Genomic DNA, 17,701 nt, shown 5'->3' with positions numbered 1-17,701 from the left:
GACATCGCCGAGGGCCGCGAGGTCGGCGACACCACCACCCTCGCCGACTCCTCGGTGATGAACCTGATCCAGTCCCAGCTGCCGTCCGGCAACACCGAGGACTGATCGCACGGACTCCCGGAGCGCGCAACCCCACCGGCAAAGGGGCTGCGCGCTCCGGCCATGGGTGATCCCGGCGGACGGGACCGGCGGGCCCGGCCGGTTACCGATCACTTACAAACGCATGGCGGCCGCGCGGCAGAATCCGCGGCGAGCGAGCACCGCCGCCGGTCCCCCACACCGGCGCGTGCCGCCGGTGTCCGCCACTCCCCGAGCCCGCACGGGACCGCCCCCTGGTCACGGCCGCACGGCCCGGCTGGCGGAGACCGCACCCCGCCAGCCCGTTCCCGAGTCACGTCGAGCGATCTTGTACCCCCACACCCCGTTCCACCCGTGTCCGCAGCCGCCCTGCCGTCGCCGGCCGGACGTCCACCGGGCAACCCGCGCTCGAAGCCGTCGGGGGTACCCGTGCTGATCGGCCGTGAGGACCAGCTTCAGACCCTGGTACGGGTGCTCTCCGAACAGGGCACCGGAGGAACGAGCGTCCTGGTCGAGGGTGACCACGGGAGCGGCAAGAGCGCTCTGCTGCGAGCCGGGCTGGACCAGGCGCGCCGGGACGGCGACCTCGTGCTGGCCGCGTCCGGGGAGGCGTCGGAGCGCGGCTTCGCGTTCGGCGTCGTCCGGCAGCTGTTCGAGCGCGCCGTCGCCGGCGAGTCCGAGGAGTCCCGGCAGTCGCTGTTCGCCGGCCACGCGGCGGCAGCCGCCCGGTTGCTCGAACCACCGGCGGACACGACGGCGGCGGAGGGGACCGCCCCGGCTGACGAGGCGCTGCTCAACGGCCTGTACTGGCTGGCGGTGCGCCTCAGCGAACGCGGCCGACTTGTCCTCGTCATCGATGACCTGCACTGGGCCGATCCGGCCTCGCTGCGCTGGCTGCACTACGTCCTGCGGCGCGCCGGCAACCTGCCGCTGACCTTGCTCGCCACGCTGGCGCCGGGAGCCGCCGCACTGGAGGCCGACGGTCCGGGGTCCGCCGATCCCCTCGGCGCCGTCCGTCTGCTGTTCCGCCACCGCCTCACCCTGCCCGCCCTGAGCGAGGAGGCGGTGGCGGCGATCGTCCACAAGACGCTCGGCCCCGGGACCGCTCCGTCATTCGCGACCGCCTGCCGTGCCGCGACCGGCGGGAACTCCTACCTGCTGCACGCCCTGCTGAGCGCCGTCGGCGCGGCGCGGCCGGACCTCGGATCGCTGACCGGGGTCCGACTCCGGGGCGTTCTGCCGCCGGAGGTCGGCCGCGCCGTCCTCGGGCTGGTCGCCTCGGCGGGTGCGGACGCCGTCGCCGTCCTCCGGGCCACGGCCGTGCTCGGCGGCGACGGGTCGACCGTCGACCTGGTCGCCGGGGTCGCCGGGCTGTCCCAGCCGGCGGCCGAGGACGCCGTCCACACCCTCGTCCACGCCGGTCTGCTGGTCCGGGCCGAGGACGAGGTCGGCTTCAGCTGTCCACTGGTCGCCGAGGCGGTCGCGGACGCCATCCGCCCGAGCCGCCGGCAGGAGCTGCACGGCCGCGCCGCGCGGCTGCTGCTCGACCGGGACGCCCCGCTCACGGAGGCGGCCGGCCATCTCATGCTCGGTCCGGTCGGCGACGGGGGCACGGCCGACGTGCTGCGCCGGGCGGCGTCCCAGGCGACCCGTCAGGGCCGGCCGGAGCAGGCCGTGCTGTTCCTGCGCCGGGCGCTGCGCGAGCCGCTCGCCGAAGCCACCCGGGCATCCCTGCTGATCGGTCTCGGCGGGGCCGAGCTGGCCTCGAACGTCCCGGCGGCGGTCGGCCACTTCCAGCGCGGCCTGGAGCTGTCCCGTGATCCGGTCGAGCGGACGGCGGCCGCCCGGCGGCTGTCCGCGGCCCTGTTCGCCCTCGACCGCTATCCCGAGGGACTGGCCGCGCTCACCGATACCAGCGCGGCACTGCACGATCTGGACCCCGCGAACGCGCTGCGCCTGGAGGTCGACTTCATCTTCGGCAGCCTGAGCCAGGCGGCCTCCGCCACCTCGGTGCTGCGCCGGCTGCACGAGTTGAGCCCCGAGGACGCCGAGAACAGCACGGCGGAGCGGCCGCTGGCCGCGCTGCTGAGCGTGCGTGCGATGATGACGGGCAGTGACCCCGAAGCGGCGGTCCGGTACGCCCGGCAGGCGTTGGGCCACGGCCTGAATCCGGTGGACGACGAATCCGGCGTGTACCTGGGCGCACTTCTCGCCCTCGGCGCGGCGGGCCGGTCGGAGCTGGCCCTGACGTACGCCGACGCCGCCCTCGATGCCGCCCGCGCACGCGGATCCGGCTTCGCGTACGCGGTCGCCAGCAGTGCCCGGGCCAGGGTGCACTGCCGTCTCGGCCGGGTGGCGCACTGCCGGGCCGACGCGGCGAACGCCCTGGAGGCGCTGGAGGAGACGGGCATAGATCTGCGGCACAGCCACTGCATCGCACCGCTCGCCATCCTGATGGACGCCCTGACCAAGCAGGGCAAGGTGGAGTACGCGGCCGAACTCCTGGAGCGGGGCGATCTGTCCGGAGACCTGAACGGCCACTGGACCAACGACTACGTGCTGCTGGTCCGGGGCCGCCTGCGGGTCGCCCAGGGCCGGCTGCGCGCCGGCCTCGCCGACTTCCTGCTGTGCGGACGACGGGTGCAGGCCCGCGGCATGCCGGGGCCGGGCGTCCTGCCGTGGCGCTCCGAGGCCGCGTTGGCCCTCCTCGCGCTCGGGGAGACCGACGCGGCCCGGAAGGCGGCCGAGGAGGAGCTGCGGTCGGCCCGCGAGTGGGGTGTGCCGGAGATCATCGGCGTGGCGCTGCGCGCCATGGGCCTGGTGACCGGCGGCGCGCGCGGACTGGAGCTGCTCGCCGAGGCGAGCGAGCTGCTGGCGGAGACCTCCGCACAGCTCTGCTACGCACAGGCACTGGCCGACCTGGGCGCGCGGCTCCGGCTGGCCGGCCGACCGGGCGAGGCCCGGGACCACCTCCGCCGGGCGGCCAGCGTCGCGCACCGGCTCGGCGCGGACGCGGTGGCCGAACGCGCGCTGGACGAGCTGCGCGCGGCAGGCGACCGTCCGCGCACCCGCGCTTTCCAGGGTGTGGAAGCGCTCACCCCCACCGAGCGGCGGGTCGCGGGCCTGGCGGCGAAGGGCATGACCAACCGTGAGATCGCCCAGCACCTCTTCGTGGGGCTGCGCACCGTGGAGGTCCACCTCACCAACACCTACGGCAAGCTCGGCATAGACGGGCGGTCCCGCCTCGCGGAGACCCTGTGCCGGGAGGCGGCCGGCGCGGCCACCCTGGCCTCCGAACCGTAGCGGGCGAGGCTCGGCCGGTCGGCGTGCCGTGCCGGCCCCAGACCCCCGTGCACCGACCGAAACGTCCGAAGGAGCCGAAAGCCTTCGGTGCCGACCGTCATCCGCCCCGGCCCGCCGCTGCCTAGGTTGGGCTGCCGGACCACGCCCGCCGCCCGAGCTGCGGCGGGCAGCGACGGCTTGGAGGAACGGCGGATGGCGCCGCGCAAGGCGACGATGGTGAAGCAGGTCGAGGAGGCGGTGCGGCTGATCGACCCGGCGGATCCGCCGATCGCCACCTTCGCTGTCTTCCCCGGCCGCAACCCGTGGGTGACCTGCATCCTGTTGGACGGCGTGGTCCGCGACTCCCACTTCGTCACCGTCACCGCCCGTGCCGTCCACGTCCATGACGTCGCCCTGCGCTACCGGCCGGGCAGACTGGTGCACTCCCTCAGCCCGGACGATGCGGTGCAGCGGATCGCCGACCTCCGCCACCGTTTGTTGTGGAGCTCCTTCCACTTCCTGCTGCCGGGCGACACCGTCCCCACCCCGATGAACGTGCGCCGCGTGTGGCGTCCGGAGCTGGACCGGTTCACCGTGGCACTGGCCGAGCCCCGACAGCCGTAACACGTGCGGCCGCGGCACCGAAAGGACAGAGCTGACGGACCGAAAGGTCTGGTCCAGGTGCGGCCGACCGGTTGCCGCCCGGTGTCGGCGGCTGGTGCGATGAGCCCCGGACGGACTTCCCCGGAACGTACCCCGTCGGCGGATCCACCCGCGATCGCGGGCCGCTCCCCGACCACCCGTCGGTCACATCCGATGCCCTCATCGGACCGGCCGCCGACCGTCGCACCCGCGGGCCGCGCCACCGCCGAGCCGGCCCGGCCCGCGCACCATCTCACGGAGAAGAAATGCTCAACACAAGCCCACCCCGAGGGAGTTCGCAAGCCGATGCGCCCTGTGACTGCCGATCGGCCGCCGAGAGCGAGGCGGATCGCCTGACCAGGTACCAGGCCGTCGCGAACGGCGAAGCCGTCGCCCTGCTCCGTCACCGCTACCGGCGGTTCGCGGCCTGGATGACGGCGCTCTTCCTGGCCGTGTACCTCTCGTACGTGCTGCTGTCGGGCTACGCGCACCGTCTGATGGCCGTCAGGGTCGTCGGCACCGTCAACGTCGCCTTCGTCGCCGGGCTGCTCCAGTTCGCCATGACCTTCCTGATCGCCTGGCTGTACACCCGGTACGCGGCGACCCGGCTCGACCCGGTGGCCGAGCTGGCGCGGGCCGAGTTCGACGACACCCAGGACCACCAGGCGGGCGCCCGGCAGGGCGGCCGCGACCCGGAAGGCTGCACGTGCGCACGGTGACCCTCGACCAGATGTCCCTGGCGGCCGGAGCGGGCGCGGGCGCGCACCGGTCCCTGATCATCAGCATCTTCCTCGCCTTCGTCCTGGTGACCCTCGGCATCACGTTCTGGGCCGGCCGGCGCACCAGCGGTACCTCCGACTTCTTCGCCGGCGGGCGCTCGTTCACGGGCTTCCAGAACGGCCTGGCGATCTCCGGCGACTACATGTCCGCCGCCTCGTTCCTGGGCGTGACCGGGACGATCGCGCTGTTCGGCTACGACGGCTTCCTGTACTCGATCGGCTTCCTGGTGGCCTGGCTGGTGGCGCTGCTGCTGGTGGCCGAACCGCTGCGCAACTCCGGCCGGTTCACCATGGCCGACGTGCTGGCCTTCCGGATGCGCCGGCGCCCGGTGCGCACGGCCGCCGGGATCTCCACGATCGTGGTCTCCATCGTCTACCTGCTCGCGCAGATGGTCGGCGCCGCCTCGCTGGTGGCGCTGCTGCTCGGGGTGTCCGGCGGCACGGCCAAGCAGGTGATCATCCTCGGTGTCGGCGCGCTGATGATCCTCTACGTCACGGTCGGCGGCATGAAGGGCACCACCTGGGTGCAGATCGTCAAGGCCGCGCTGCTGATGGCCGGTGCGGCCCTGGTGACCGTGCTGGTGCTGCACCGCTTCGGCTGGAACATCTCCACCCTGCTCGGCGCGGCCGGCCAGGCCAGTGGCAAGGGTTCGGCCTTCCTGGAGCCCGGGCTCAAGTACGGTGCGACCTCCGTCAGCAAGCTGGACTTCCTCAGCCTGGGCGTCGCCCTGGTGCTCGGGACGGCGGGTCTGCCGCACATCCTGGTCCGCTTCTACACGGTGCCCACCGCCAAGGCCGCCCGCCACTCGGTGAACTGGGCCATCGTCATCATCGGCGTGTTCTACCTGATGACCGTGGTGCTGGGCTTCGGCGCCACCGCGCTGGTCGGGCCCAAGGCCATCAAGGCGTCCAACCCGGCCGGCACCACCGCGGTGCCGATGCTCGCCGAGCGGCTCGGCGGCGGGGCGGGGAGCACCGGCGGAGCCGTCCTGCTGTCGGTGATCTCGGCGGTCGCGTTCGCCACCATCCTGGCCGTGGTCGCCGGCCTCACCCTGGCCTCGTCCTCCTCGTTCGCGCATGACCTGTACGCCCAGGTGATCCGCAAGGGCCGAGCCACCGAGCAGCAGGAACTGCGGGCGGCACGGCTGGCCGCGTTCGGGATCGGCGCGGTGTCCGTCGTGCTGAGCATGTTCGCCGACAAGCTCAACACCGCCGCACTGGTCGCCCTGGCCTTCGCCATCGCCGCCTCGGCCAACCTGCCGACCATCCTGTACAGCCTCTTCTGGAAGCGCTTCAACACCCGCGGCGCGCTGTGCAGCATCTACGGCGGCCTGCTGACCTCGGTGGTCCTGGTGGTCTTCTCGCCGGTGCTGTCGGGCAAGCCGACCTCGCTGCTGCCGCACGCGGACTTCGCCTGGTTCCCGCTGGAGAACCCCGGTCTGGTCTCCATCCCGGTCGGCTTCCTGCTCGGCTGGGCGGGCACCCTGCTCTCCCGGGGCGAGGCCGACCAGGCGGCCAAGTACGCCGAGCTGGAGGTTCGTTCGCTCACCGGAGCCGGCGCGCACTAGCCCACTCTGCGGTCCCGTGGTGCCGCTGCCGTCGCGCGACGGCAGCGGCACCCGCGTTGGGGGCGGGCCCGATCTGCCGGGAGGCCGACCTGTCCACCATGCGGACAGTGGACGACACACCCGGCACGGACGACCGGACGTCCGGCCCGATCGTCGTACGATTGCGTGCCGCCGCCACCGGACGCCGATCGTCGGCGATGCGGCGGCGTGGCGGCGGATGCGAACGGGACTCATACGAACGGTGCGCCCGTGACAGTGCGCCAGCCGTGGCCGATCCGCCGCGTCGCACCCCACCGCCGTCTGCCCGCCCTTCGGAGGGCGGCGTCCACGCCGTACGGGGACTGCCGCCGGGCGGGCGCACAACGACAGCCGGTGAACGCCGCGGGCACGACAACGGCCGCGTGCGGGGAACTCGGACGACAGGCACGGGGAGCACGGACAGGTGGATGGACTGAAGGTCGCGGTGCTGGGTCCGCTGCGGGCGTGGCGCGCAGGCAGCGAGTTGGACACCGGCTCGGCCCAACAGCGCGCGGTCCTGGCCGCCCTCGCGCTCCGCAACGGCCGGGTGGTCTCGGTGGAGGAGCTGTCCCTGGGGATCTGGGGCTGGAATCCGCCCGCCAGCTCGGCGGTTGCCCTGCGCAACCACATCTCGCGTCTGCGGGCCGCGCTGGAGACCGAACCCCGGACGCCCCGACTGCTGGTCTCGGTGGCCGGCGGCTACACGCTGCGGCTGGACGAGGACGCGCTGGACGCGAGCCGCAGCGAGCGGCTGGCCACCGAGGCCGAACGCGCCGCCCGGGCCGGCGACCGACCCGAGGCCGCCCGACTGCTGGGTGAGGCGCTCGACCTCTGGGAGGGCGTTCCGCTGACGGGCGTACCGGGCGAGTACGCCGAGCGGCAGCGCGAGCGGCTGGCGGAGCGGCGCCTGGCACTGTTGGAGACCCGGCTCGGCCTGGAACTCGAACTCGGCCGCCACACCCGGGCCGTCGCGGAGCTGACCGCTCTCGCCGACGAGCACCCGATGCGCGAAGGCCTGCGGGCGCTCCAGATGCTCGCCCTGTACCGCTCCGGACGCCAGGCCGACGCGCTGGCCGCGTACGACCGCACCAGACGCAGCCTCACCGAGGAGCTCGGGCTCGACCCGGGCCCGGAGCTGGTACGGCTGCACCAGCGCATCCTGCGCACCGACCCCGAGCTGGCGGCTCCGGGCGCCCAGCCGTCGGTGCCTGCGGCACCACCCGTCACGGCCTGGCTACCGCCGGCCCAACTCCCTCTGGACGCACCCGACTTCACCGGCCGCACCGAGGTGATCGCCGAGCTGGACGAGGCGCTGGCCCGTCCGTCGGCCGGTGTCGGCACGGCCGCCGCCGTCTGCGTGATCCACGGTATGGGCGGGGTGGGCAAGACCACGCTGGCCGTGCACGCCGCGCACCGCGCCCGCGGGTCCTTCCCCGAGGGACAGCTCCACGCCGACCTGCGCGGGGCCAGCGCCAAGCCGGCCGACCCGTACGTCGTCCAGGGGCTGTTCCTGCGGGCCCTGGGCGTACCGCCCGAGAACATCCCGAGCAGTCCACTGGACCGGACCGCGCTGTACCGGACCAGGCTGGCGGGCCGCCGGCTGTTGGTCCTGCTGGACAACGCGGCCGACACCGAGCAGGTGGAGCCGTTGCTTCCGGGCACCGCGGAGTGTGCGGTGCTGGTCACCAGCCGCGCGCCGCTGGCCTGCCTCCCGGTCACCAGCCGCACCGCCCTGGAGCCGTTCACCGAACGGGAGGCACTGGACCTGCTGGAGCGGATCTCGGGCTCCACCCGGCTGACCCGCGAGCCGGAGGCCGCGCGGACCCTGGTGCACACCTGCGGTCTGCTGCCGCTCGCCGTACGGATCGCCGCTTCCCGGCTGGCCGCCCGCCCGCGCTGGACGGTCGCCTCGCTGGCCGACCGGCTGGCGGACCGGCCCCGCAGGCTCTCCGAACTGGAAACCGGCAGCCTCGCGGTGGACGCGGCCTTCCAGCTCGGCTACGCCGCTCTCGGCCCGGCGCAGGCCCGGGCCTTCCGCCTGCTCGCCATCCCCGAGACACCCGACCTGTCGCCCGGTACCGCCGCCGCCGTCCTGGACTGCACCGACGTCATGGCGGAGGAGGTCCTGGAATCGCTGGCCGACGCCGGGCTGCTCGAACCCGGCGATGTGGGCCGGTACCGCTACCACGACCTGGTCCGGCTCTTCGCCCGCCACCGCACCCTGGAGGCCGACCCGCCCCAGGAGCGGCAGGCCGCCCTCAGCCGGCTGGCGCGCTGCCACCTCGCCGGGACCAGTGCCGCACTACGCAGTGAGCGCCCCTACAACCGGCTCGCCGGCGCCCTGAACCCCGAGCTCCCGGGCAGCCCGCAGTTCACCAGCGCCGCCGAGGCCCAGCGCTGGGTCATCGAGGAGCTGGCCGGGATGATCGGTCTGGCGACCCAGATCCTGCAGCATCCCACCCGCCCGGCCGGCCTCGACGATGCGCGCGTGATCGCCGCGACGCTGACCGCCATGGTCCCGTTCACCGACCTGTGCATGCCGTGGCGCCTGGTGGTGCCGATCGGCCAGGACCTGCGCCGGATCGCGGAGCAGGCGGAAAGCCCGGACGTGGCCGCGAACGCCGGTGTGGTGCTCGCCGTGGCGTACGCGCACACCGGACGCCACGAGGAGGCCCGCGAGGCGGCGCTGCGGGCCTGGCGGACCCGGGAGCACCACGACGACGGCGTCTTTCCGCACCGGCTGCGCTACACGATGGGCGCCGTGGCCGCGTTGGACCCCGGGTCGGTGGACGAGGCGGTCGATCACTTCGAGCAGGCCCGCGCGCTCGCGCGGCACGCCGGCGAGGTCGGATTCGAGGCGCAGTGCGCCCTGGGTCTGGCTCAGGCGCTCCTTGCGCGGAACGACTGCGCCGAGGCACTGAAGGAGGGGCAGGCCGCGCTCGCCCACTTCCTCGCCACCGCCTGCCACCTCCCCGCCACGCTCGCGCTGCGCGCCCTCGGCCAGGCGCTGCACGGCCTCGGCCGGCACGACGACGCCGTGACGCGGTACCGGGAGGCGCTCGCCATGTGCGACACCCTCGGCCTGCGGAGCCAGCGCGCTCCCACACTGCTGGCCTGTTCCGTCGCGCACTTGGACGCCGGACGACACGCCGAGGCGGCCGCAGTCGCCGGCCAGGCCGTGGCCCTCTTCGCGGACCTCGGCGACCCGGCCGGGCAGCAGCGGGCCGAGGACGTGGTCCGCCGCGCCGGCTGCCAAAGCCCCTGACGGTCGGGCCAGGTCCCGACCCGGGCCCACGGACCCGGCCGTCCGCCGCCCGGGCCCGGCACCGATCCCGTGTTCAGGCGTTGGCCCCCGCACACTGCGGGTGTCCCCAGCTGTTGCCCACCTTGGTGATCTTGTCGCCCTTGGCGTAGGGGCGGGTGCACGGACACGTCCCGGGGAAACGCGCGGACAGGGTGCGCGAGCCGCCCGAGGAACTCCGCTTCGTCACGGAGGAGGACGACGAGGTGGACGAGGCCGACGGGCGTCCACCACGCGGGGCGGAGCTCGGAACCGGGTCCGGTACCGGGAGGTCGGCAGCCGTCCCGCCGGCGCCCTCCTGGGTACGGGCGGCGTCGCTGGCGGCCTTGTCCGCGATGGCGTTCAGCGGATCGCCGTTCACCTGGTGGGCGGGGACGTACACGAAGGTGACGTCCCGCCCCTCCAGGAGCGCGTCGATGCGCTGGATCAGCTCCCGGTTGGCCACCGGCTTGCCGGCCGCGGTCTTCCAGCCGTTGCGCTTCCACCCCACCAGCCACTTCGTCACCGCGTCGCGGGTGTACGTGCTGTCGAGGCGGACCTCCAGCGGTGCGGCGGGATCCGTCGCGCCCAGCAGTTGCTGCAACGCCGTCAGCTCGCCGATGTTGTTGGTGCTGTGCCCGAGCGGACCGGACTGCCAGCGCTGCGGTACCCCGGCACTGTCCGCGACCACGTAGGCCCAGGCTGCCGGACCCGGGTTGCCCTTGGCAGCTCCGTCACAGGCTGCGATGACTCGTTCGACCATGCACCGATCATGCCAGGGCGCGGGCGGCCCGGGCCAAACCCGCGCTCGGCCGCTTCGCCTGCGGACGGCGCGTCGGGGTCCCGGGCCGGCTGACCGTCATCGGCGCCGCTCACCGCGCGGCGGGCAGGGTCATGGTGAAGATGCTGCCCTCGCCCGGTGCCGTCCGCACGGAGACCTTGCCGCCGTGGGCTTCGGCGATCGACTTGACGATGCCGAGGCCGAGGCCCGTGCCCCCGCTGCCGGGGGCACGGGAGTCGTCACCTCGGTAGAAGCGCTCGAAGACACGGCTCGCGGTCTCACGGTCCATGCCGGGACCTTCGTCGGCGACCGTCAGCTCCACCGTGCCCTCGTGGGGCAGCGCACGTACCGCCACGACGGCCGGTGTGCCGGGCGGTGTGTGCCGTAGCACGTTGTTCAGCAGGTTGCCCAGGACCTGCCGCAACCTGTCCTCGTCGCCCCGGGCCATCACGTGGCCCGGGGCGTCCAGGGTGATCGGGCGGTCGGGGTCGAGGACGAGGGCGTCACAGACCGCGTACGTGGCCAGGGCGCCCAGGTCGACCGGTGCGCTGGCCAGCGGGCGGCCCTGGTCGAGCCGGGCGAGCAGCAGCAGTTCCTCGACCATGGCGTGCATCCGGGCCGCCTCGCTCTCGATCCGCAGCATGGCGCGGTCGAGCAGTTCGGGGTCACGGGCCAGTCCGTGCAGATGGAGTTGGGCCCACCCTCTGATCGAGGTCAGCGGGGTGCGCAGCTCGTGCGAGGCGTCGGCCACGAACTGCCTCAGCCGTTCCTCGGAGCGCTGCCGCTCGTCGAAGGCCCGGTTGAGGGCGGCGCCGACCTCCCCCAACTCGCTGTGCGGCCGACCGACTTGGACGCGCTGGCCGAGGTCGCCGTCGGCGATCGCGGTGGCGGTGCCGGCCATGTCCCGCAGCGGGCGCAGGCTCACCCGCAGCACACCTCGGCCGACCAGGGCGATCCCCGCCAGCACGGTGAGGGTGGCGACGGCGTCGGCGCTGACCAGCCAGTACACGACGTCGTCGCCGGGCAGGAGGCTGGTCGCGGCCACCACGGTGCCGAACGGCTCGGGGGACGTGCCGGGTGCCGTCCGGACCGTCGCCTGCGCGCCGACGGAGAAGCCCAGCGTGCGGTACCTGACCGTGGGTGCGCCCCGGCCGGAGACCGTGACGGCGTGCCGGGCGTACCCGTCGGGGATCGGGTCGGGCAGGTCGGGGCGCGGGATGGGGCGGCCGCTGAAGTCCCGCGCCGGGGTCTGGGCCACCACCCGGCCGTGGCCGTCGAGCAGCGCGACGTAGGCGCCGCCGGGCATCAGGGAGTTGACGTCCGCTGCGCTGATCGGCGTCGTCCGGCCCGTGACGTGCTGCTCGACGGTGGTGCGGGCCTTGGTGAGCTGGGCGTCGGCGGCGTCGATGAGGTAGACCCGCAGGGCGAGCAGCGAGGCGGCGTTGACGGCCACCATGCCGAGGGCCGCGAGCAGGATCACCCCGGTCATCAGCCGTGCCCGCAGCGAGCCGCGCCACGCGGTGGCCATCTCACTCGCCTCCGGGCATCCGCAGGCTGTAGCCGAAGCCGCGCACGGTGTGGATCAGGGCCGGCGGCTGCGCGTCCAGCTTCGCCCGGAGCCGGGAGACCAGTTTCTCGACCACGCTCTCGCCGAAGTGGTGCTGCCAGACGTGGTCCATGATCTGCTCCTTCGACACCACGTGGTCGGCGTTGACCAACAGGTAGCGCAGGAGCCTGTACTCGGTCGGCGACAGGCCGACCAGGCGGTCGCCGCGGTGAACCCGCCTGCTGCGCTCGTCCATGGTCAGATCCGCGAAGTGCAGGACCGGGCCCAGCCCCGGCGTGGTACGGGCCCGGCGCAGCAGGGCGTGCACCCTGGCCAGCAGCTCGGGGAGGCTGAACGGCTTGGTGAGGTAGTCGTCACCGCCGGTGGCGAAGCCCGTCACCCGGTCCTCGACCGAGTCCCGAGCGGTGAGGAACAGTACGGGAATCCTTGCGCCGTTCTCGATCAGCCGCCGGCAGACGGTGAAGCCGTCCAGGTCGGGCAGCATCACGTCCAGCACCAGCAGGTCCAAGGGCGCCTCCTGGTAGGCGCGCAGGGCGGCGGCGCCGCTGTTCGCGGTCGCGACCCGGTAGCCGGCCAGGCCCAGGGTGGTCTCCAGCAGTTCCGAGACCATCGGATCGTCGTCCACGACGAGCAGTCGCTGCCCGGTCCCTCGGGGCAGGGACGGGCCGTGGCCCGGTGAGGCGGAGTGCATAGCAGGTACCCATCACAAGATCGCGTGTCCCCGCTGACAACGCGTCACCGCGCCCGGGGGTTCCAGCGGGATCCAGCACTGTCAGGCAACGGTCAGCTTCTCGACCGGACGAGGTCAGCGGGGTGGGGTTTGGTCGAAGTCGCAGCCCGAAGACCTGCAGGAAAGGACCTCTTCATGACCGGAACCGAGCCCGCCACCAGGACCCAGCCGATGGCGCGGACCTGCCCGTTCGACCCGCCGCCGGAGTACCGGACGCTCCGGGAGGAGGAGCCGGTCGCACCGGTGACCCTGCCCGACGGCCTGCCCGGCTGGCTGGTCACCCGGTACGAGGACGTACGGGCCGTCCTCTCCGACCCGCGGTTCAGCTCCCGCCGCCGGCAGATCCGGATCGGCGGGGACGTGCCGCAGGACGCGCCGGTGCCGCCGCCCGCCCCGGGGATGTTCATCATGACGGACCCGCCGGAGCACACCCGGTTCCGGCGGCTGCTCACCGGTCAGTTCACCGTGCGCCGGATGCAGCGGCTGACCCCTGCCGTGGAGCAGATCGTGGCCGAGCAGCTGGCCGCGATGGCCGGCACCGAGGGCCCGGTCGACCTGGTCCAGTCCTTCGCACTGCCGATCCCCTCGCTGGTCATCTGCGAGCTGCTCGGCGTGCCCTACACCGACCGGGAGGAGTTCCAGCGGAACTCGGCCATGCTGCTGCGGATCGACGCGGACCCCGAGGAGGTCCAGCGGGCGCGGCAGGGGATGAACCGCTTCATGCACCGCCTGGTGCTCGCCAAGCGCGCCGAGCCCGGCGACGACATCCTGAGCGGTCTGGCGCGTTCGGGCGAGCTCACCGACGAGGAGCTGGTCGGCGTCGGGGGGTTGCTGCTGATCGCCGGGCACGAGACCACCGCCAACATGATCGCGCTGAGCACCCTGTGCCTGCTGCGCAACCCCGACCAGCTGGACGCCCTGCGCGCCGATCCGTCGCTGATGGACGGCGCCGTCGAGGAGCTGCTGCGCTACCTCAGCGTCATCCAGTTCGGCATCCGCCGCACGGCCAGCGAGGACGTGGAGCTGAACGGGCACCAGATCAAAGCCGGGACGACCGTGGTCGCCGCCCTCCAGTCGGGCAACCGTGACGCGGCCCAGTTCCCCGACGATCCCGACCGGTTGGACCTGCACCGGTCCTACCGTCCGCACCTCGCCTTCGGCCACGGCATCCACCAGTGCCTCGGGCAGCAGCTGGCCCGGGTGGAGCTGAAGGCCGCCCTGACGGCCCTGTTCGACCGGTTCCCGACCCTGCGGCTGGCGGTGCCGGTGGAGGAGATCCCGATGCGCGACGACATGATCGTCTACGGCGTCCACGAACTGCCCGTGACCTGGTAGGCGACGGGAGAGAAGGAGTCGAACCCCGATGAACATCACCGTAGACGAGAACAGGTGCGTGGGCGCCGGCCAGTGCGTGCTCGCCGCGGCCGAGGTCTTCGACCAGCGCGAGGAGGACGGCATCGTGGTCCTGCTCGACGCCGATCCGCCGCAGGAGCTGGCGGCCCGGGTGAGGGAGGCCGCTGCCCGCTGTCCCGCGATGGCCATCGAGGTGGCCGGGTAGTGCCCTCCCTGGACCACATCCTCGTGGTGGGCGCGTCGGCCGCCGGGCTCACGGCGGCCGACGCCCTGCGGCGCGAAGGCTTCACCGGCAGGCTCACCCTGGTCGGCGAGGAACCGCACCTGCCCTACGACCGGCCGCCGCTGTCCAAGCAGCTGCTGGCCGGCGACTGGCAACCCCCGGAGACCACCCTGCGCCCGGAGACCGAGCTCCAACGGCTCCGGCTGGAGCTGCGATCGGGCTGCCGGGCTGCCGGCCTGGACCCGGTCGCCCGTACCGTGACCCTGGCCGACGGCGAGCGACTCGGCTACGACGGTCTGGTCATCGCCACCGGACTGCGTCCCCGCCGCCTGCCCTTCGGCCACGACCTGGCCGGTGTCCATGTGCTGCGCACTCTGGACGACGCGCTCGCGCTACGGGATCAACTCCTGCCCGGGAACAGGGCCGTGGTGATCGGTGCCGGCTTCCTCGGCAGTGAGATCGCCGCCACCGCGCGCCGGGGTGGACTCGACGTCGACCTGGTCGATTGCGCCGCCACCCCGCTGGCCCTACAAGTAGGGCCGCAGTTGGGCGAGTTGGTGGCCGACCTGCACCGGCGGCAGGGTGTCCGGCTGCACCTGCGCCGCCGGGTCTCCGAGCTGACCGGTGAGCACGGCCGGGTCACCACGGTGGTGCTCGACGACGGCACTCGCCTGCCGGCCGACGTGGTGGTGGTCGCCATCGGCTCGGTGCCCGCCACCGACTGGCTGGCCGACTCCGGAATCCCGTTGGGCGACGGGGTGCTCTGCGATCCCACGTGCCAGGCCGCCCCCGGCGTCTACGCGGCCGGAGACGTCGCCAACTGGCCGCACCCGGCGGCAGGCGGCCGGGTGCGCCTGGAGCAGCGCACCAACGCCACCCAGCAGGCCATCGCCGCGGCCAGGAACCTCCTCTCCGGCCCGGACGGCGCCACCCCGTACGCGCCGATCCCCTTCGGCTGGACCGACCAGTACGACACCAAGATCCAGATACACGGCTGGGCTCTCCCGGATGCCCGGGTCGAGGTCGTCGACGGCGATCCGCAGGCGGGCAGGTTCGTCGCCCGCTACCTCCGGGAGGGCCGCGTGGTGGGAGTGCTCGGCTGGAACAGCCCACGGGCGCTGCTCCGGTACCGCGGGCAGCTCGCCGCATAGGAAGGCACGACCGGGAGGGCCTGCGTCGAACGGCGTGCCGGACGGGGGCGGATCCGCAGGCGGTTCCGCCCCCGTCCGGCCGGGAAGCCCCTGATCAGGGGTGTCCGTCAAAGCGAATCAAGCCCAGTTACCACCTGCGCCTGTTTCGCGTAGCGGGTGGACCTCAACTCTTGACGGCCTCTGCGATCTGCAAGGCGGCCTGGGCGGGCGTGAGGTGCGTGGTGTCGACGACCTCGGCCTCGCCGTGGAGCCACGTGCGGGCCGCCTCGGCGTAAGGTTCAAGGTACTTGAGGCGGAACCAGGAGTTGGGACCAACAACAGTGTCCCCTGCGATGCGCCCGCGGAGGGTCTCCTGGTCGGCGTGGAGAACAAAGTGCCGTACCGGAATGGCATGTTCGGCGAGACCCGTGCTGATCTCGCGCCAGTACTCCTCGACCAGGACAGTCATCGGCATCACCAGAGTACCCCCGGTGTAGTCGAGCACGCGGCGAGCGGTCTCGACCACGAGCGGTCGCCACGGCGCCCAGTGCTGGAAGTTGTCCGTCTCGGGCAGCCCCGGCGTGATGTCCATGAGCGTCTCGCCGACCTTCTCGGCGTCGAACACCCGTGAATCCGGGATCAGCTGCTGCACGACTGTACTGGTCGTCGTCTTGCCTACGCCGTGGGTGCCGTTGAGCCATACGATCACGGGACCCAACGCTAGCGCTGTGCGGGCCGTGGGAACGAGCAAAGCAGAAATCCGGCACGCTTCGGCGGTTCTCAGGGTGGTGTCACCCGCCGAGATCGAGAAGTCGAAGTAGCTCAGTGTGGGAACCCCGCGCCGCACGACATACTCCCGGCGGATGACTCCGGTACCTCGCGGGGGCTACCAACGACACCAGAATGTTTGCATCCATGGGCTGATTCGATACGGAGCTGCGAAACCTAGCGTCGATCCCATGAAACGCAATCGCCGTATCAGCGCCGTCGCGGCGCTGGCGCTCGCCGCCCTCGTCACCGGAACCGGCACCGGGTTCGCCGCCACGACCACACCGTCGGCCACACCGGTGGCCACACACGCGTTCGACACCGCACCGGCCGCGGCCACGGCCACCGCGCCCACACGGTCCTTCCAAGGCACCCTCCCCGCGCCGACCGGCCCCTACGCCGCCGGCGAGGACGTCATCCACCTCACCGACGCGAGCCGTCCCGACCCGTGGGTGCCGTCATCCGGCCCCCGCCAACTGACCGTCACGATGGTCTACCCCGCCGTCCCAGGGACCGGGACCCCGGCCCCTTACATGACCCTCGGCGAGGCAGCCGGACACATCCAGCACGCGAAGATACCGGCGAGCTCCGGCATCACCCCGCAGAACCTTTCCAGCGTCACCACTCACGCCTTCGACGGCGCGCGGCCACAGAGGGGCAAGCATCCGCTGGTGGTCCTCTCACCCGGGTTCGGGGACCCGCGCATGGTGCTCACCTCGCTCGCAACCGACCTGGCCAGTCACGGCTACGTCGTCGCGCTCGTCGGCCACACCTACGAGGACAGCGGCGAGACGCTGGCGGACGGCCAGACGCCGCCGTGCGCGATCTGCGACCACCCGGAAACGCTCGACTTCGACTCCGTCGCCGCAAGCCGCGCGCTGGACGTGTCCTTCGTGATCGACCAGTTGACGCACGGCAATACCGCGTGGCGCCTGACACACCTCATCGACAAGCACGAGATCGGCATGGCCGGACACTCCATCGGCGGAGCGGCGGCCGCCACCACGATGATCGCCGACCCGCGAGTACGGGCCGGAGTGAACATGGACGGCACCTTCCACCCGGCCCCGTTGCCCGGCCAGATCAACCGGCCGTTCCTCATGCTGGGTGCGGCCGACAACCTCTCGGCCGGCGGTGGCGACAACTGGGGGCAGGCCTGGGCCGCCCTCGGCGGCTACAAGAAGTGGCTGGCGGTCACCGGCGCCAACCACCCCAGCTTCACCGACGTGGACCTGCTCGAGGAGGAGGCCGGGTTCCCGACGCCGCCCCTCTCCCCGGAACGCGGGGTGGTGATCACCCGCGAGTACGTGACGGCGTTCTTCGACCAGACGCTGAAGGGGATCCACAGTCCGCTGCTGGACGGCCCCTCGCCGAACAATCCGGAAGTACTCTTCCAGCCCTAGTGGAGCGCCGCGTTGATCCTTCGGGGGTTCATGCGGCTTCGAGCGGGCTGCCGTCGTAGGTCCGGCGGTAGGGCTTGACGTCGTGTTCGTCGTAGGCCA

At 72.9% G+C, this 17,701-nt stretch carries 13 protein-coding genes; 9 read left to right on the top strand and 4 right to left on the bottom strand.

The window, feature by feature from the left end; all coding sequences use genetic code 11:
- Positions 1-432: 432 nt before the first annotated feature.
- The 5 genes from ACZ5ON_RS29240 (at position 433) to ACZ5ON_RS29220 (ending at position 9,632) form a co-directional block, all read left to right on the top strand.
- Complete coding sequence (locus ACZ5ON_RS29240; protein ID WP_465598984.1) at positions 433-3,381, top strand: helix-turn-helix transcriptional regulator; 2,949 nt, start codon at positions 433-435, stop codon at positions 3,379-3,381.
- 192 nt (positions 3,382-3,573) lie between these two features.
- Positions 3,574-3,984 carry a hypothetical protein gene (locus tag ACZ5ON_RS29235; RefSeq protein ID WP_465598982.1) on the top strand — a complete coding sequence of 137 codons (411 nt, stop codon included), beginning with the start codon at positions 3,574-3,576 and terminating at the stop codon, positions 3,982-3,984.
- 284 nt (positions 3,985-4,268) lie between these two features.
- The gene (locus ACZ5ON_RS29230; protein WP_465598980.1) at positions 4,269-4,721 is read left to right on the top strand and encodes a DUF485 domain-containing protein; all 453 of its coding nucleotides are present in this window, start codon (positions 4,269-4,271) and stop codon (positions 4,719-4,721) included.
- A gap of 11 nt (positions 4,722-4,732) precedes the next feature.
- The gene (locus ACZ5ON_RS29225; RefSeq protein ID WP_465598992.1) at positions 4,733-6,349 is read left to right on the top strand and encodes a solute symporter family protein; all 1,617 of its coding nucleotides are present in this window, start codon (positions 4,733-4,735) and stop codon (positions 6,347-6,349) included.
- Between the two features lie 442 nt (positions 6,350-6,791).
- Entirely contained in the window at positions 6,792-9,632 is a 2,841-nt protein-coding gene (locus tag ACZ5ON_RS29220) for an AfsR/SARP family transcriptional regulator (protein WP_465598978.1), read from the top strand.
- A 73-nt stretch (positions 9,633-9,705) separates the two neighbouring features.
- On the opposite strand, the gene ACZ5ON_RS29215 is transcribed toward ACZ5ON_RS29220, so the two are convergent.
- The 3 genes from ACZ5ON_RS29215 to ACZ5ON_RS29205 all read right to left on the bottom strand — a co-directional run bounded on the left by ACZ5ON_RS29215 (position 9,706) and on the right by ACZ5ON_RS29205 (position 12,620).
- Complete coding sequence (locus tag ACZ5ON_RS29215; RefSeq protein ID WP_465598976.1) at positions 9,706-10,410, bottom strand: ribonuclease H family protein; 705 nt, start codon at positions 10,408-10,410, stop codon at positions 9,706-9,708.
- Positions 10,411-10,519: 109 nt separating this feature from the next.
- Positions 10,520-11,956 (bottom strand): sensor histidine kinase, encoded by a 1,437-nt coding sequence (locus tag ACZ5ON_RS29210; protein WP_465598974.1) that lies wholly within the window; start codon positions 11,954-11,956, stop codon positions 10,520-10,522.
- Position 11,957: 1 nt separating this feature from the next.
- Positions 11,958-12,620, bottom strand: a complete 663-nt coding sequence (locus ACZ5ON_RS29205) for a response regulator transcription factor (protein ID WP_465598972.1) — start codon at positions 12,618-12,620, stop codon at positions 11,958-11,960.
- A 240-nt stretch (positions 12,621-12,860) separates the two neighbouring features.
- Here ACZ5ON_RS29205 and ACZ5ON_RS29200 point away from each other — a divergent pair, with 240 nt between their 5' ends.
- The 3 genes from ACZ5ON_RS29200 to ACZ5ON_RS29190 are packed head-to-tail and all read left to right on the top strand — an operon-like array spanning position 12,861 to position 15,452.
- Positions 12,861-14,060, top strand: coding sequence for a cytochrome P450 (locus ACZ5ON_RS29200; protein ID WP_465598970.1), 1,200 nt, complete (start codon positions 12,861-12,863; stop codon positions 14,058-14,060).
- Positions 14,061-14,088: 28 nt separating this feature from the next.
- Positions 14,089-14,283, top strand: a complete 195-nt coding sequence (locus ACZ5ON_RS29195; RefSeq protein WP_344641239.1) for a ferredoxin — start codon at positions 14,089-14,091, stop codon at positions 14,281-14,283.
- Positions 14,284-14,291: 8 nt separating this feature from the next.
- Positions 14,292-15,452 (top strand): NAD(P)/FAD-dependent oxidoreductase, encoded by a 1,161-nt coding sequence (locus tag ACZ5ON_RS29190; protein ID WP_465598990.1) that lies wholly within the window; start codon positions 14,292-14,294, stop codon positions 15,450-15,452.
- A gap of 163 nt (positions 15,453-15,615) precedes the next feature.
- On the opposite strand, the gene ACZ5ON_RS29185 is transcribed toward ACZ5ON_RS29190, so the two are convergent.
- A complete protein-coding gene (locus tag ACZ5ON_RS29185) occupies positions 15,616-16,140 on the bottom strand; it encodes a P-loop nucleotide/nucleoside kinase family protein (RefSeq protein WP_465598968.1) in 525 nt (174 codons plus the stop codon).
- 250 nt (positions 16,141-16,390) lie between these two features.
- Between ACZ5ON_RS29185 and ACZ5ON_RS29180 the strand changes: the two genes are divergently transcribed.
- Positions 16,391-17,602, top strand: coding sequence for an alpha/beta hydrolase family protein (locus ACZ5ON_RS29180; RefSeq protein ID WP_465598966.1), 1,212 nt, complete (start codon positions 16,391-16,393; stop codon positions 17,600-17,602).
- The last annotated feature ends 99 nt before the right edge of the window (positions 17,603-17,701 follow it).

Source organism: Kitasatospora sp. NPDC032150 (assembly GCF_055579945.1).
Note: the sequence above shows the minus strand (reverse complement) of the source record. Positions and strands in the feature narration are given on the sequence as shown.